This is a genomic window from Psychromonas arctica DSM 14288, assembly GCF_000482725.1.
Lineage (GTDB): Bacteria > Pseudomonadota > Gammaproteobacteria > Enterobacterales > Psychromonadaceae > Psychromonas > Psychromonas arctica.
Window position 1 is genome coordinate 76,930 of record NZ_KI519481.1, and the last position, 14,773, is coordinate 91,702.

Annotated in this window: 10 protein-coding genes; 8 read left to right on the forward strand and 2 right to left on the reverse strand. The window is 38.4% G+C overall.

Going from position 1 to position 14,773, the window contains the following annotated elements; genetic code table 11:
- Positions 1–540 precede the first annotated feature (540 nt).
- Positions 541–1,998 carry an aminoacyl-histidine dipeptidase gene (locus tag H592_RS0117250; protein WP_028869865.1) on the reverse strand — a complete coding sequence of 486 codons (1,458 nt, stop codon included), beginning with the start codon at positions 1,996–1,998 and terminating at the stop codon, positions 541–543.
- Positions 1,999–2,580: 582 nt separating this feature from the next.
- On the opposite strand from H592_RS0117250, the gene carA reads away from it, so the two are divergent.
- Both carA and carB read left to right on the forward strand, forming a co-directional pair.
- Positions 2,581–3,729: a glutamine-hydrolyzing carbamoyl-phosphate synthase small subunit gene (gene carA / locus H592_RS0117260; protein ID WP_211235685.1), complete on the forward strand. Its 1,149-nt coding sequence runs from the start codon at positions 2,581–2,583 to the stop codon at positions 3,727–3,729.
- Positions 3,730–3,769: 40 nt separating this feature from the next.
- Complete coding sequence (carB, locus tag H592_RS0117265) at positions 3,770–7,000, forward strand: carbamoyl-phosphate synthase large subunit (protein ID WP_028869868.1); 3,231 nt, start codon at positions 3,770–3,772, stop codon at positions 6,998–7,000.
- 162 nt (positions 7,001–7,162) lie between these two features.
- Here carB and H592_RS0117270 read toward each other — a convergent pair whose 3' ends face one another.
- The gene (locus tag H592_RS0117270) at positions 7,163–7,858 is read right to left on the reverse strand and encodes a hypothetical protein (protein WP_028869869.1); all 696 of its coding nucleotides are present in this window, start codon (positions 7,856–7,858) and stop codon (positions 7,163–7,165) included.
- Positions 7,859–8,284: 426 nt separating this feature from the next.
- On the opposite strand from H592_RS0117270, the gene H592_RS0117275 reads away from it, so the two are divergent.
- The 6 genes from H592_RS0117275 (at position 8,285) to H592_RS0117300 (ending at position 14,570) form a co-directional block, all read left to right on the forward strand.
- Positions 8,285–8,872 carry a uracil-DNA glycosylase family protein gene (locus tag H592_RS0117275; protein ID WP_028869870.1) on the forward strand — a complete coding sequence of 196 codons (588 nt, stop codon included), beginning with the start codon at positions 8,285–8,287 and terminating at the stop codon, positions 8,870–8,872.
- A 474-nt stretch (positions 8,873–9,346) separates the two neighbouring features.
- The gene (locus H592_RS23405; protein ID WP_028869871.1) at positions 9,347–9,913 is read left to right on the forward strand and encodes a PepSY domain-containing protein; all 567 of its coding nucleotides are present in this window, start codon (positions 9,347–9,349) and stop codon (positions 9,911–9,913) included.
- A gap of 616 nt (positions 9,914–10,529) precedes the next feature.
- Positions 10,530–11,600 (forward strand): extracellular solute-binding protein, encoded by a 1,071-nt coding sequence (locus H592_RS0117285; protein ID WP_156916150.1) that lies wholly within the window; start codon positions 10,530–10,532, stop codon positions 11,598–11,600.
- A 99-nt stretch (positions 11,601–11,699) separates the two neighbouring features.
- Positions 11,700–12,815 carry an ABC transporter ATP-binding protein gene (locus H592_RS22700; RefSeq protein ID WP_037072075.1) on the forward strand — a complete coding sequence of 372 codons (1,116 nt, stop codon included), beginning with the start codon at positions 11,700–11,702 and terminating at the stop codon, positions 12,813–12,815.
- 5 nt (positions 12,816–12,820) lie between these two features.
- Positions 12,821–13,696 (forward strand): ABC transporter permease, encoded by an 876-nt coding sequence (locus H592_RS0117295; RefSeq protein WP_245600448.1) that lies wholly within the window; start codon positions 12,821–12,823, stop codon positions 13,694–13,696.
- 10 nt (positions 13,697–13,706) lie between these two features.
- Positions 13,707–14,570 carry an ABC transporter permease gene (locus H592_RS0117300; protein ID WP_028869874.1) on the forward strand — a complete coding sequence of 288 codons (864 nt, stop codon included), beginning with the start codon at positions 13,707–13,709 and terminating at the stop codon, positions 14,568–14,570.
- Positions 14,571–14,773: the final 203 nt, after the last annotated feature.

Sequence of the window (14,773 nt, forward strand, 5' to 3'; positions counted from 1 at the left end):
CCTGTACCGAACGAGCTTAAGACAAACGTCCTGTTTGTCTTTACTAAAATAAGCTGTTGGCTTAGGAGAATTTAGCGGTGGGATTTTGTTGTTGTGTTTGGGCTAGGGTGTTTTGTAGATAATGGCTTTTTCTTTAAAATCAAAAATAAAAAGCGTAAAGCAATTAACCACGAAGACACGAAGGGTGAAGAAGGTAAGATCAAAACCTTTATTAATAATTAAAAAATTAGATCTTTTGATATTTAATCTCTTGGGATTTTATCTTACCTTTTTAGCTTTTCTTCGTGTTCTCTGTGCAGCGCAGCGGCTTCGTGGTTGCTTGTGTTTTAAGGTCCAAATTAAGAGCATTTAACCACGAAGGCCGAAGGGTGAAGAAGGTTAGGTGAAAACCTTTATAAGTAATCAACAAACTCAATTTATTTATATTGCCTTAGGGTTTTATCTTAGCTTTATTGTTTAGCTTTTCTTTGTGCTTTCTGTGCGCAGTGGCTTTGTGGTTGCTTGAGCTTTTGCATCTAAACCAAGCAACCGCTTACTTATTTAATCAATGGCTTTTAGGGTGGCTTTTAATAATGACCAGTAATTATCTACGGAAGCAATGTGTACTTTTTCATCGGGACTGTGTGGAAATTTAATCGTCGGGCCAAATGAAATCATATCCCAATGCGGATATTTATCACTGAATAAACCACACTCGAGTCCGGCATGTATTACCATTGGTTTAGGCTTTTTATCGAATAAACGTTGATACTCTGCTTCCATGATTTGGTATATCGTTGATTGCTTATTGGGTGTCCAGCCAGGGTAATTACCTTCTTTTACTACACGCGCATTAAATTGTTGGAAATGCTCTGCAATCAAAGAAGCTTGCTTCTGTTTATCTGCTTCGACTTGAGAACGTACTAAGACTTGAATTGCAAACTGATTAATCGCGCCACTTTGTTGTGTGATCACCCCTAAATTGCATGAGGTTTCAACAACATTAGGGAAGTTATCATCCATTGCAAATACACCATTTTTGCAGGTCAGTAACGCTTTTAATAAATTGTCATGGCTACCATGTGTTAATACTGAACTTGGTAACGGACAAGATTTAATACTCAAAGTGAAATTAGATTCACTCTCTTTGAATTTATCATTAAGCTTAATTTTTAATGTGTTGATCACGGTATCGATGCTGTTTTGATAGTGTTGATCGCATACTATGACCGCTTTTGCTTCACGGGGGATTGCATTGCGTAAACTGCCTCCGGTAAAAGAAGAGATTAAAAAGGGCGCTGCATCTAAGTTAGACAGTACGGCGGCTAATTCTTTAATTGCATTAGCACGGCCTAAATTAATATCCACACCAGAGTGACCGCCTTTAAATCCTGAAATAGAAATTTCATAGGCGCTGTCTGCAATATCCGGTTCCATCTTTTCAAAGGGTAATAGTACGTTAACGTTCACGCCACCTGCGCAGCCAACATATAGCTCACCTTCTTGCTCTGAATCGGTGTTGATTAAGATCTGTCCGTCAAGTGTTCCTGCTTCTAAACCAAATGCGCCGGTCATGCCGGTTTCTTCATCGGTGGTGATTAATACTTCAATTGGGCCATGCTCAATGCTGTCATCATCTAAAACAGCTAAACAAGAGGCCATACCCACGCCATTATCGGCGCCCAAGGTGGTGTTGTCGGCGCGTAACCATTCCCCATCAATGATCGGAATGATTGGATCGGTTAAAAAATTATGGGCTTTATCGTTATTTTTTTGCGGCACCATATCAAGATGACATTGTAGGATTACAGGTATTTTGTCTTCAAAACCCTTAGAAGCTGATTTTTTAAGTATTAAATTGCCTATTTTATCCTGAACACAGCTAATATTTTTTGAGTGTGCCCAATTAGTAATCCAATCAGTTAATTGCTTTTCATGCTTAGAAGGATGAGGAATTTCGCATATTTTTTCAAAGAATGACCAGACTGGTGCAGCGTGATGTGATTGTAATTGTTGCATAAATAGACCTTTTACCACTTTAAAGAAGAATAACCTCGGTTTTACTTAGTTTGATTTTCAATCAATTTACGTTACAATAACATTGATCTAAATCAATTTATCTATTTTAAGTTAAGGAAGTTACCGTGTCAGAAGAAAATTTTAAAGACCCATATAGCCTACGTCATTTTCTTGGTTTATTGGTTGTATTTTTGATCCCAACCTTGCCAGCTACTTTAACGTTAATCAAAGTACTGTCTTAAAAATCAAACGGTTATTGATTAGTTAAACTGTGTTCAGTAACCGTTATTTCCCTTCAACGCTACTCTTCTTTATCCGCACTGTCATTAATTTCTAGCTGTTCGAGCACTAAAATAAACGAAACTTGATCTCCGTAACTTTTCTAGCATTTGCTAACATATTTATAGCGATAAATAAATTGAGATTTATGTAATTTTTTTGTAAAAAATTAAAAATTAAATGGCCAAGGTCACAGAAGATCTATAAAATACGCGGAATTTGCCAAATTTTACTATTTTCTGGTGAAAAAATGCTCTGCATGGCCTCACTCAGATTATATAAATTTTTATTTATTTGCTATTCATGGAGGTTAACTTGAGTCATTCTGCCATACTGGTATTGGAAGATGGGACTGTTTTTAGAGGCGTATCAATTGGCGCTCATGGGAGTTCTGTTGGTGAGGTTGTTTTCAACACATCAATGACAGGCTACCAAGAAATTCTGACTGATCCATCCTATGCTCGACAAATCGTTACACTCACTTACCCCCACATCGGCAACACCGGCACCAACGACGAAGACGAAGAATCCCCATCAATTCATGCATGCGGTCTTGTTATTCGTGATTTACCTCTTCTTGCAAGCAACTTCCGTAGTCAAGCATCTTTAAGCGAATACTTAACCACACGTAATGTAGTGGGTATTGCGGATATCGATACACGTAAACTAACACGTATTTTACGTGAAAAGGGCGCTCAAGCAGGTTGTATAATTGCTGGTGATAATATCGATGAAGCTGCTGCACTGGCACAAGCGAAAGCTTTCCCTGGCTTAAAAGGGATGGACTTAGCGAAAGAAGTGACAACGGCACAATCATTTGAATGGTCACAAGGTAGCTGGACATTAACCGGCGGCTTACCAGAGCCGAAAACAGATTGTAAATATCATGTTGTTGCTTATGACTATGGCGTTAAGCGTAATATTTTACGTATGTTAGCTGACCGTGATTGTAAATTAACTGTGGTACCTGCACAAACACCGGCATCTGAAGTGTTAGCAATGAATCCAGATGGTATTTTCTTATCTAATGGCCCTGGTGACCCAGAACCATGTACTTACGCGATTGAATCAATTCAAGAAATTCTAAAAACTGATATTCCAGTATTTGGTATCTGTTTAGGGCATCAATTACTTGCACTAGCAAGCGGTGCAAAAACAGTGAAAATGAAATTTGGCCATCATGGTGCTAACCACCCAGTGAAAGATTTAGAACGCGATGTTGTCATGATCACAGCGCAAAATCATGGTTTTGCGGCTGATGCAGCAACCTTACCGGCAAATTTACGTGCGACGCATGTGTCATTGTTTGATGGTTCATTACAAGGTATTCATCGTACTGATAAAGCGGCATTTAGTTTCCAAGGTCATCCGGAAGCGAGCCCTGGCCCGCATGATGCAGCACCTTTATTCGATCACTTCATTGAATTGATTGAACAGTACAAAAACGCCTAGTTAATCGCAGCATAGAACAGATATTAAAAGGTAATTTCAGATGCCAAAACGTAATGACTTAAAAACTATCCTCATCATTGGTGCCGGCCCGATTGTTATCGGTCAAGCTTGTGAATTCGATTACTCAGGTGCACAAGCTTGTAAAGCGTTAAGAGAAGAAGGGTACCGTGTTGTACTTGTTAACTCTAACCCTGCTACTATCATGACCGACCCAGAAATGGCCGATGCGACTTACATCGAACCTATTCATTGGCAAGTGGTTGAGAAAATTATCGCTAAAGAGCGTCCATGCGCAGTATTACCTACAATGGGTGGCCAAACGGCACTTAACTGTGCGCTAGAGCTTGAAGAAAAAGGTATTTTAGCTAAATACAATGTTGAAATGATTGGCGCAACAGCGGATGCAATTGATAAAGCTGAAGACCGTAGTCGTTTTGATACCGCAATGAAGAAAATTGGGCTTGACTGTCCACGTGCAGGTATTGCACATACAATGGAAGAAGCTTACGGTGTATTAGACATGGTTGGTTTCCCTTGTATTATTCGTCCATCATTTACGATGGGTGGAACGGGTGGCGGTATCGCGTACAACCAAGAAGAGTTTGATGATATTTGTTCAAACGGTTTAGACCTTTCTCCAACCAGTGAGTTATTGATTGATGAATCATTAATCGGTTGGAAAGAGTATGAAATGGAAGTGGTTCGCGACAAAAATGATAACTGTATCATTGTGTGTGCGATTGAAAACTTTGACCCAATGGGGATTCATACGGGTGACTCAATTACCGTTGCACCAGCTCAAACACTAACAGACAAAGAATACCAATTAATGCGTAATGCATCTTTAGCAGTACTACGTGAAATTGGTGTTGAAACGGGCGGTTCAAACGTACAGTTTGGTATTAACCCTGCAGACGGTCGTATGGTATTGATTGAGATGAACCCACGTGTATCACGTTCATCTGCACTTGCATCTAAAGCAACGGGTTTCCCAATTGCTAAAATCGCAGCAAAATTAGCCATCGGTTACACGCTTGACGAATTACAAAACGATATCACTGGCGGTAAAACACCAGCATCATTTGAACCAACAATCGATTACGTTGTTACTAAGATTCCGCGTTTTAACTTCGAGAAATTTGCTAATTCAAATAGCCGTTTAACAACACAAATGAAATCAGTTGGTGAAGTGATGGCGATTGGCCGTAACCAACAAGAATCATTACAAAAAGCACTACGTGGTTTAGAAGTTGGCGCTGATGGTTTCAGCCCAATGGTTGACCTAAACGACGCAGGCGCAAAAGACAAAATATTATATGAACTACGTGAAGCAGGCGCAGAGCGTATTTGGTATATCGGTGATGCATTCCGTATCGGCATGACGATGGAAGAAATTCATAACATCACGATGATCGATAATTGGTTCCTAGTGCAAATCGAAGATCTAATTCTTGAAGAGAAAAAGCTAGCGGAAGGCGGTTTACGTTCATTAGATGAAGCGCGTTTACGTGGACTTAAGCGTAAAGGTTTTGCTGATAGCCGTATCGCATCAGTGGTGGGTATTACTGAAACTGAAGTACGTAAATTACGTGAGAAGTTTTCATTACACCCAGTTTACAAACGTGTTGATACCTGTGCTGCTGAGTTCTCATCTGATACTGCTTACATGTACTCAACCTACGACGAAGAATGTGAGGCAAACCCAACAGATAACGAAAAAATCATGATTATCGGTGGTGGCCCTAACCGTATCGGTCAAGGTATTGAATTCGATTACTGTTGTGTACATGCTGCGATGGCAATGCGTGCAGATGGTTACGAAACCATCATGGTTAACTGTAACCCTGAAACGGTTTCAACGGACTATGATACCTCTGACCGTTTATACTTTGAATCAATCACGCTTGAAGATGTGCTTGAAATCGTACGTGTTGAACAACCTAAAGGCGTTATCGTGCAATACGGTGGTCAAACACCCCTTAAATTAGCACGTGCACTTGAAGCCGCTGGCGTACCAATTATTGGTACTTCTCCAGAAGCGATTGACCGCGCTGAAGACCGTGAACGTTTCCAACAAGTCGTTGAGCGTCTAGGCCTTAAACAACCAGAAAACGATACAGTAACAACGCTTGAACAAGCGGTTACTTCAGCAACACGCATTGGCTATCCATTAGTAGTACGTCCTTCCTATGTACTAGGTGGTCGTGCGATGGAAATCGTCTATGACGAAACTGACTTGCGTCGTTACTTTAAAGAAGCAGTGAGTGTTTCTAACGAATCACCTGTTCTTCTTGACCGTTTCCTAGATGACGCAATCGAAGTTGATATCGATGCAATCTGTGACGGTACTGATGTTGTTATCGGTGGCATCATGGAGCATATTGAGCAAGCGGGTGTCCACTCTGGTGACTCTGCATGTTCATTACCGGCTTATACATTAAGTGCTGAAATTCAAGATGAAATGCGTGGTTACATTAAAGCCTTAGCATTAGAGTTAGGTGTTGTTGGTTTAATGAACACGCAGCTTGCTGTTAAAGATAACGAAGTTTACATGATTGAAGTAAACCCTCGTGCTGCACGTACCGTTCCATTTGTATCTAAAGCGACTGGTGTGCCAATTGCTAAAATAGGTGCAAGTGTGATGGCGGGTAAAACACTGAAAGAACTTGGTATTACTGAGGAAGTTATTCCACCGTATTACTCTGTTAAAGAAGTAGTATTACCGTTTAACAAATTCCCAGGCTCAGATCCAATCCTAGGCCCAGAAATGCGTTCAACAGGTGAAGTGATGGGGGCAGGTGCAACCTTTGCTGAAGCGTATGCAAAAGCTGAACTTGGTTCAACTAAAGAAGTGCCTGAAATTGGCCGCGCATTAATCTCTGTACGAAACAGCGATAAAAAGCGTGTTGCTAAACTTGCGCAAACAATGTTGGACTTAGGTTTCGAGCTAGATGCAACGCACGGCACTATGATCGTGTTACAAGATGCAGGTATCAATGCTCGCCTTGTGAATAAAGTAAGCGAAGGTCGTCCGCACATTCTTGACCGTGTTAAAAACAGTGAATATAAATACATTGTGAATACAACAGAAGGGCGTATTTCAATTGAAGATTCGCGTCAGCTACGTCGTGCAGCATTGCGTTACAAAGTAAACTACACTACAACGCTAAACGGTGCATTTGCAACTTGCCGCGCTCATACTGCTGACCCAACAGCACCAGAAGCCACAGTAAGTTCAGTACAAGAGCTACACAAACGCATTAATGGTTAATTATTTATTTAATAAGTAATAATCTAGTGTAAATAGCTAACAAGAAGCCACTCAATTGAGTGGCTTTTTTGTTTTGAATGTAAAATATTAATATTAATATTAATATTAATATTAATATTAATATTAATATTAATATTTCTTTTCTGAAGATAGCGTACCGTGTCAATCTATTTTTGTTTTTGCTTTATATTTGTCCTCAATAATATTTAATTCAACACTTTGGGCGTCAGCCATTTTATTACCTGTATCATTAAAAATAGCTAACAATGCACCATTCATTGTTCCCAAGTAATAGTAATCCAAAGCATCTTTCATTGCTGAGTTTAAAGAATATTCACAATCTAATACTCTTTTTTTGTCAATCTGATTAAGTTTTTCAAGCCTAATTTGATCCATTTTAGATGCAATTAACATTGCTGATTGTTCTGCGAAAAAGTTTTTATCAATTGATAGTGTTACTCCATTAAGAGCAGTCGCAACTCCGGCAAGTACATTTGCACTTCCTCCACTTGCGAAAGTTGCTGCGCCAGTAAGCCCAAGTTGAATAATATCTGAAGTTGTATTACTAAATGCCTTACCAGTTATCAAAGCATTTTTATTTTTATAATAATATGTATCTATTCCAATTAAAAAACGATCTAATTGCTTATTTCGTTCAATGGTTGCTTGTTCGGGGGTCTGTATGCAGTTTAATTGATTATATGTATTAGCATAATTGCCGGAAATAAATTCCTCTGCGACTGAATCGTTCCAATGGGAGTGTAAGACATTTTTGGGATTTTCTTCAGAGTAGTGTCGTTTTGTTGTGGAACAGCCAGTAATTAATAAAGTTATAAATATAATTATATATTTTTCCATAATAATTCTCCTTAATTAAGCATATGAAAAATAGTGTTAAATTTTCAATTGTGATTAAAAATGATAAGTACTAATAATGAAAATAGGCAATTTCTTATAAAACTGGAAAGGTATTTCAAGATATAAAATTAACATATTTAAAAAATAATTGCTTTGCAATGCAAAAATTAAACAAATGTAATTAAAATATTATTAATAGCAATTGTTTATTACATGCCCCGATTTTTTTATGATTATTTGGCTGCAAAAGTTTATGGATACCTGTTTTATTTAGTATATAAATCTGGCATTGTTGTTCCTAAGTTGGTTATTTGTATGTTTTCATTTTGCATCTTTTTGTGGATAAGAAGTGATTCGCAACTATGCTCCTGACTGTTTTTTCCATCCATCCATTCAAACTATGTACTTATGATCTGAATTCAAGCCATGAAAACAAATAATTTCAATCAATTATTAACAGAAGTTCGTTCTTGCACCATTTGTGAACCCTTATTGAAAGACGGGGTTCGTCCTGTTTTGCAAGTTAATAAGCACGCAAAGATTCTTATTGCTGGGCAAGCACCAGGTTCAAAAGTCCATGCTACAGGCATTCCGTTTGATGATCCGAGTGGAGATCGTTTAAGAGCATGGATGGGGATTGATAAAGACACCTTTTATAACTCACGAAAAATTGCAATATTACCCATGGCTTTTTGCTACCCAGGGAAAGGTAAATCTGGTGATTTACCGCCCCCACCAATATGTGCAGAGACTTGGCGACATAAGCTACTTGAAGCGATGCCAGACATTCAGCTCACACTTGTCATCGGGCAATATGCTTTGGCATGGCATTTAAAAAATAGAGAAAAAAATCTTACTGAGACAGTCAGAAACTGGGCGGTTTATGGAGATCAAGTTATGCCGCTTCCGCACCCAAGCCCGCGTAATAATATCTGGTTAAAGAAAAACCCATGGTTTGAAGCTGAGGTATTAACAGTGTTAAAAAGTAGGGTTGACAAAATACTGTTATCATAACTTTTTAGTTTTATTGTGCTAAAGGCATCAACATATAGTCGTTATAGTCCATCAATGCTGTGTCCATCTCTGTGTGAACTTGAGTCGTCGATTACATCACGATAAGAGCAGCACCCAGCCTGTAAACCGCTAGAAATTATCTCTAGAAAGCTACTTTCCCTCTAATTTAATCAATTACTTACTGAAAATAAATTATTTTATTGAATCTGTATTGAATGTCAATTACTGTGCCCGCTTATACCAATGACGATAAATAGCTGATCTATTTTACTGGCTAAAACAATGTATTTCTTCGTTATAAATTTAGTAATGGGAACAAGTTTTTACGTCAATTCATGCCTTGAATTACGTTGTTTTTCCTACGCGAAATCTAGATCTCGTACTTAACGTAATTAGTATTGTTTAAATCCGTGGGCTGAAAATGAGTTGTTCTACAGCCACTTAAAGCAACAAGAAGAAACAGAGAAAAGACTAATGGAAAAAATAAATCGTTCGTTATTAATCAAAGCACATACGTTACTTGCCGCTTTTATCTTACCCGTGGCAATAATGTTTTTTGTAACAGGTGCACTTTATACTTGGGGTATAAAAGGTGGAACTGAGAAAACGACTCAGGAACTACATATTAAAGCGCCTATTCAAGGGGAACTGACAGAGCTTGTAGCATTGGCAAAAAATGAATTACAAAAACAAGGTACGGGATTGCCATCAGGTAATGCCAAAATTAAAAAAATCGGCTCTTCATTTCAGCTTGAATGGAGTGGTTCAACCGTTAATGTTGTTTTAGCGCCTACATTTCAGCCTTTAGTTGTTACATTAACCATAGAAAATGCTAGTTGGTATCGACAGCTTGTACAGCTCCACAAAGCAAAAGGTGGTATTCTTTTTAAAGTCTATGCGACTGCGTTTGCCATTGCTTTACTGTTACTCATTATCTCTGGCTTTTTGATGGCATTACAAATGCCAAAGTTACGTCAGCTAACACTCATTTCTGCTTTGCTTAGCATTGCATTATTTGTTGTCATGGTGATAAGCAGTTAAGTTTTTTATAAACAATATATTGATAACTTATTGCAAGCCTATCAACGTTCACTATTTGTCATAACAACGCCACCTTTTAGCTATTTCACTCTATAGATCTAAGGAAGGTGCAATCAGGCTGCCACGCTGAGTTTAATTGTCGGTAGCCTGAATCTTGGATAGCCGACAGTGAGTAGTCAAGTTCTGGGAAGTTCTGGATTTGAATTGCTGGCAATCCATAAACTTTGGTTGATGATTATTTACAAACTATCTTTTAAAGATGCATATTGTTGCACTTGGAGTTGGTTTGTTATTACTCAATCTCGCTAATCACCAATCTTCCTGTCTGATACGCCTTACTATTATTTTATTTCCTGATGTGTTCACCGGGTTTTATTGTGTGGTGAAAGTTGTTACCTTGTATGTCCTGCTCAGTTTCTACATTAGTCTATCGTTGTTAGTGGTTGGTGGATATTTAACCAATTCGTTTCTTGCCTAATTTCAGCCCTTAGTTGATGTAGGTCTTATCTTTGACATAAATATTACCCTTGTCATGTTTATGTCACAATTTTTTGCTTATATTGATTCTCCTAATTGGTATTACTTTTAGTCAAAACAGACATCTATGGAGAGAATAATGCAAATTTCAAATTGTAAGTCACTAATTGCAGTCGGTTTTACCTTATGTATAACAGCACAATCAGTAAATGCTGAAACACTGCGCTTATTGACGTGGGGCGGTTATGCACCTAAAGCCGTTGTTGATATGTTTAAAGCCGAAACTGGAATAGATGTTGAGGTGACTAAATCTAATAATGAAGACATGATTGCTAAGCTTTCAGCAACGCGTGGTGGTGGCTTTGATCTGGTTCAACCTAGCCAAGATAGAATCGCGAGTGCGCAAGCTGAGTTTAATATCTATAAACCGATTGATTTATCTAAGATAGATAATAAGTTGTTTGTCACGAGTATGCTTGACTCAACATTAAAGTCATCAATGTATGACGGTAAACCTTATGGTGTACCGCACATCTGGGGCACTTCTGGTTTAATTGTAAACTCTGAAAAAGCCGCTGATGTGAAAGATTATGCAGACCTATGTAACGATGCTTATAAGGGCAAAGTGACTTACCGTTTAAAACGTCCTACTTTAATCGCATTTGCATTTTCTATGGGGCTAGACCCATTTGCAGCTTATAACGATCCTGTAGAGTATGAAAAGATCATGTTACAAGTGCAAGATAAGTTAATCAGCTGTAAAGGTAACGTTAAAGCCTATTGGTCTGGTGGTGATGCCATGAAAAACTTAATGCGTAGTGATGAAACTGTTGCTGCTATGGCTTGGGATGCGGGCGGTTGGCAATTACATGATGATAATAAAGCGATTAACTTTGTTGCTCCAACATCGGGTGCATTAGGTTGGATCGATGCATTTGTAATACCGCGTAAAAGCAAAAATGAAGCGGCCGCTTATAAATGGATAAACTTTGTTATGCAACCCAAAATAGCGGCGTTGATCACTGATTCTGCTGGTAATTTCACTGCTTCAAAAGGTGCTGATGAATTCGTTAATGCACCACTAAGAGCTAAGTATCAATCAAGCTTTGATACTGCGTCTGTTGACAACATTAAATGGTATCCACCTGTGCCTGCTGGTTTAGAAATAATTGAAGGCAAAGTATTAGATCGCGTTAAAGCGGCAAAATAGCATTCAGTGTTTTAATTAGCCTTATTTAGGTGTAACTTTGGTTGCACCTAAATTTTTTATTTATTGTAAAACCCATTCAATCATTAATTAGGAATTCATTTGCTTAATCATACGGATTTTGATTTGCAATGCACTGATCTCGTTAGACAGTTTGATGATTTCACTGCCGTTGACCAAGTCTCATTTGCCATTAAAAAGGGCAGTTTCTTTTCTATTTTAGGCCCTTCAGGCTGCGGTAAAACCACTCTGCTACGTATGTTAGCAGGATTTGATGATCCAACATCGGGTGATATTTTTATCAAAGGTAAATCGATGATTGGCGTACCGCCCAATAAGCGGCCAGTTAATATGGTCTTCCAGCATTTAGCGCTTTTCCCGAATATGAATGTGTCAGAAAATATTGCCTATGGTTTACACCGTCAAGGCATTAATAAAGTTGAAATAAAGCACAAAGTAGAGCAAGTTTTAGCACGAGTTAACTTGAGCGGTAGCGGACAAAAGAAAATATCACAATTATCTGGTGGGCAGAAACAACGTATTGCGATTGCTCGATGTTTGGTGTTGAATCCAGATGTTTTATTGTTGGATGAACCGTTAGGCGCATTAGATTTGAAGTTGCGCGAACACATGAAAGTGGAACTGAAAAAGCTGCAACAAGAATTCGAGACCACCTTTGTTTATATTACTCACGACCAATCTGAAGCATTGGTAATGAGTGATCAGGTTGCGGTGATGAATCATGGTCAATTCCAACAAGTCGGTGACCCTCAACAATTATATTTTCAACCAGATAATGCCTTTGTAGCAGGCTTTGTTGGTGATAGTAATAAATGGTCGGCGACTGTGATTGATATTTTATCGGATTCATTACAAGTAAAAACAACAACGGGATTGATCCTATACGCACAAAAATCGAATGAGAAAGCCTTTATTATTGGTTCTGAAGTGGAAGTGTTTATACGTCCGGAGGCTATCCATATCTCACAGGTGTCGACAGCTAAAGCAGATCAAAACCAATTAACGGCTACAGTGAATAATATTTTATTCGATGGTGCAAATAGCCAATTATTAGTTGAGGAGCAAACCTCTCGAGAAGAGATAAAGGTTAAATTGCCTCAAACTGCAGAGTTCATACATTTAAAGAAAGGTGACAATTTACAGATCTCATTTCCTAAGCAGCAAGTTAACGTTTTTCCTAAATTACAGGATAAATAATCAAGATGATGACGAAAGGAAAATCAAAAACACCACTTAAATTAGGCTTATTACTATTACTTTGCCCGCTTTTATTATGGTTAGTATTGTTAGTTATTTTACCGCAGCTGACCATGTTAAATATTTCGTTACAAGAACGTATCGCGCCACGCATTTACGAATATGGTTTTAGTAATTATATAGAATTTTTTACTGAGCCTCTCTATTGGAATACCTTCTTACGCACCGCTGTGATGTCGATTATCGCCACTGTATTAACGTTAATCATTGCTTTTCCAATCTCATATTACATCGCAAAAATGTTACGAGGCCGAGCTAAAGGATTATTGTTGGTGCTTTGTTTGATCCCATTTTGGGTCAGTGAGTTAGTGCGAACTTATGGTTGGATGATTTTGTTACGTGAAAGTGGCGTAGTCAGCTCCTTCTTACAATATATAGGTATGACAGAAGGACCTATTGAGTTCCTTTATACCGATGCCACTATTATGTTGGGGTTAGTTTATAGCAGCATGTTATTTATGGTTGTGCCGTTAACATCTACATTAGAAAGTCTCGATGATAGTTATATTGAAGCGGGATATGACTTAGGGGGCAATGGTTTGTCTGTGTTTTGGCAAATCATTGTGCCGCATGCCAAACCTGCGATTGTATCCGGCTGTATTGTGGTATTTATGTTGACCTTAGGTAACTATTTAACGCCTATCTTACTGGGTGGTAAATCCAGCCTATGGTTTACGGAGCAGATATTTACACAATTTATCACTCGTTTTAACTGGCAACAAGGCTCGGCATTTGGTGTTTTACTATTAAGTATTTCTTCTTTAATTGTGTGGCTGGGGTTAAAGCTTAGTCGTCAATCATTCAGTAAAGTAATGTCTTAGGAGACGCAATATGATCCCATCGATTCCTCAGTCAGCACTCTTTAAATCTAGTTTTAGGCTCTATGCTTTTATATTCTTTGCTTTTTTGATGGCTCCTTTAGTGGTTGTTGCTGTATTTGCATTCAATGACAGTATGTTTCCCTCTTTGCCTTGGCATGGTTTTACCTGGGATTGGTTTTTCTCCGATCAAGAGCCTATGTTGGGCTTATTTCATGATCCTCAGTTATATCAATCAATCGCAACGAGCTTCCTCGTTGCAACTTGCACCACGGTTTTGGCTGTGGCGTTAGCTATCAATAATGCTTTTTTGTTTGAGCGGGCAACATTTCGCGGAAAAAGTGTTTTATATATGTTGATGTTATTACCTTTGGTAATACCAGGGGTTATTTTAGGCGTCTCAATTTTAATTATGAGTTCAAGTATTGCTAATTATTTTGACGATGTCTGGGCTATCGATATTGAGTTATTAAGGCCAGGTTTGGCATTGGTCGTGATTGGCCAATTTGCTTTTATTACGACGATTTGTACTTTAATTGTTGCTGCAAGATTGCGTAGCTTTGATTTAAGCTTAGAGGAAGCTGCTTTGAACTTGGGAGCAAGTAAGTTACAAGCGATACGTACTATTACTATTCCGTATTTATTACCTGCAATTATTGGTGCTGCCGTGATCAGTTTTTTAATGTCTTTCGAAAACTTCAATACTACTTTGATGTTAGTTGGCTCGGACAGTCCTTTAACCATTACGCTTTATGACCGCTTACGAGAGGGGGCGACACCGGTTATTAATGTTGTGTCATTATTGTTAATGCTAGCAAGTGTGGTATTGGCTTTAGGTAATTACTTTTTAACAGGAAGGAAAAGTACTGTTAAGTAAATAAAGCAGGATGTTGCTTACGTGTAAGGTTGTAAGCTGTGAGGGCAAGTCGTTGGTCGCTATATCGAAATAGGCCTTAGAAGTTCCTTCTTGGTGTTATATGCCTTCTCTGCTTGTTAGAGCCACTTCTATATTCTTAGCTGTGGTTATGCGTTATCGGCGGGTAGTGACTTTCTTCATCTGAAAAAGTGATCAAATAACAT

Excerpts from the sequence above, each read along its gene's own strand:
- H592_RS0117250 (WP_028869865.1), bottom strand. The coding sequence starts at position 1,998 with ATGCAACAATTACAATCACATCACGCTGCACCAGTCTGGTCATTCTTT.
- carA (WP_211235685.1), top strand. The coding sequence starts at position 2,581 with ATGGAGGTTAACTTGAGTCATTCTGCCATACTGGTATTGGAAGATGGG.
- carB (WP_028869868.1), top strand. The coding sequence starts at position 3,770 with ATGCCAAAACGTAATGACTTAAAAACTATCCTCATCATTGGTGCCGGC.
- H592_RS0117270 (WP_028869869.1), bottom strand. The coding sequence starts at position 7,858 with ATGGAAAAATATATAATTATATTTATAACTTTATTAATTACTGGCTGT.
- H592_RS0117275 (WP_028869870.1), top strand. The coding sequence starts at position 8,285 with ATGAAAACAAATAATTTCAATCAATTATTAACAGAAGTTCGTTCTTGC.
- H592_RS23405 (WP_028869871.1), top strand. The coding sequence starts at position 9,347 with ATGGAAAAAATAAATCGTTCGTTATTAATCAAAGCACATACGTTACTT.
- H592_RS0117285 (WP_156916150.1), top strand. The coding sequence starts at position 10,530 with ATGCAAATTTCAAATTGTAAGTCACTAATTGCAGTCGGTTTTACCTTA.
- H592_RS0117295 (WP_245600448.1), top strand. The coding sequence starts at position 12,821 with ATGATGACGAAAGGAAAATCAAAAACACCACTTAAATTAGGCTTATTA.
- H592_RS0117300 (WP_028869874.1), top strand. The coding sequence starts at position 13,707 with ATGATCCCATCGATTCCTCAGTCAGCACTCTTTAAATCTAGTTTTAGG.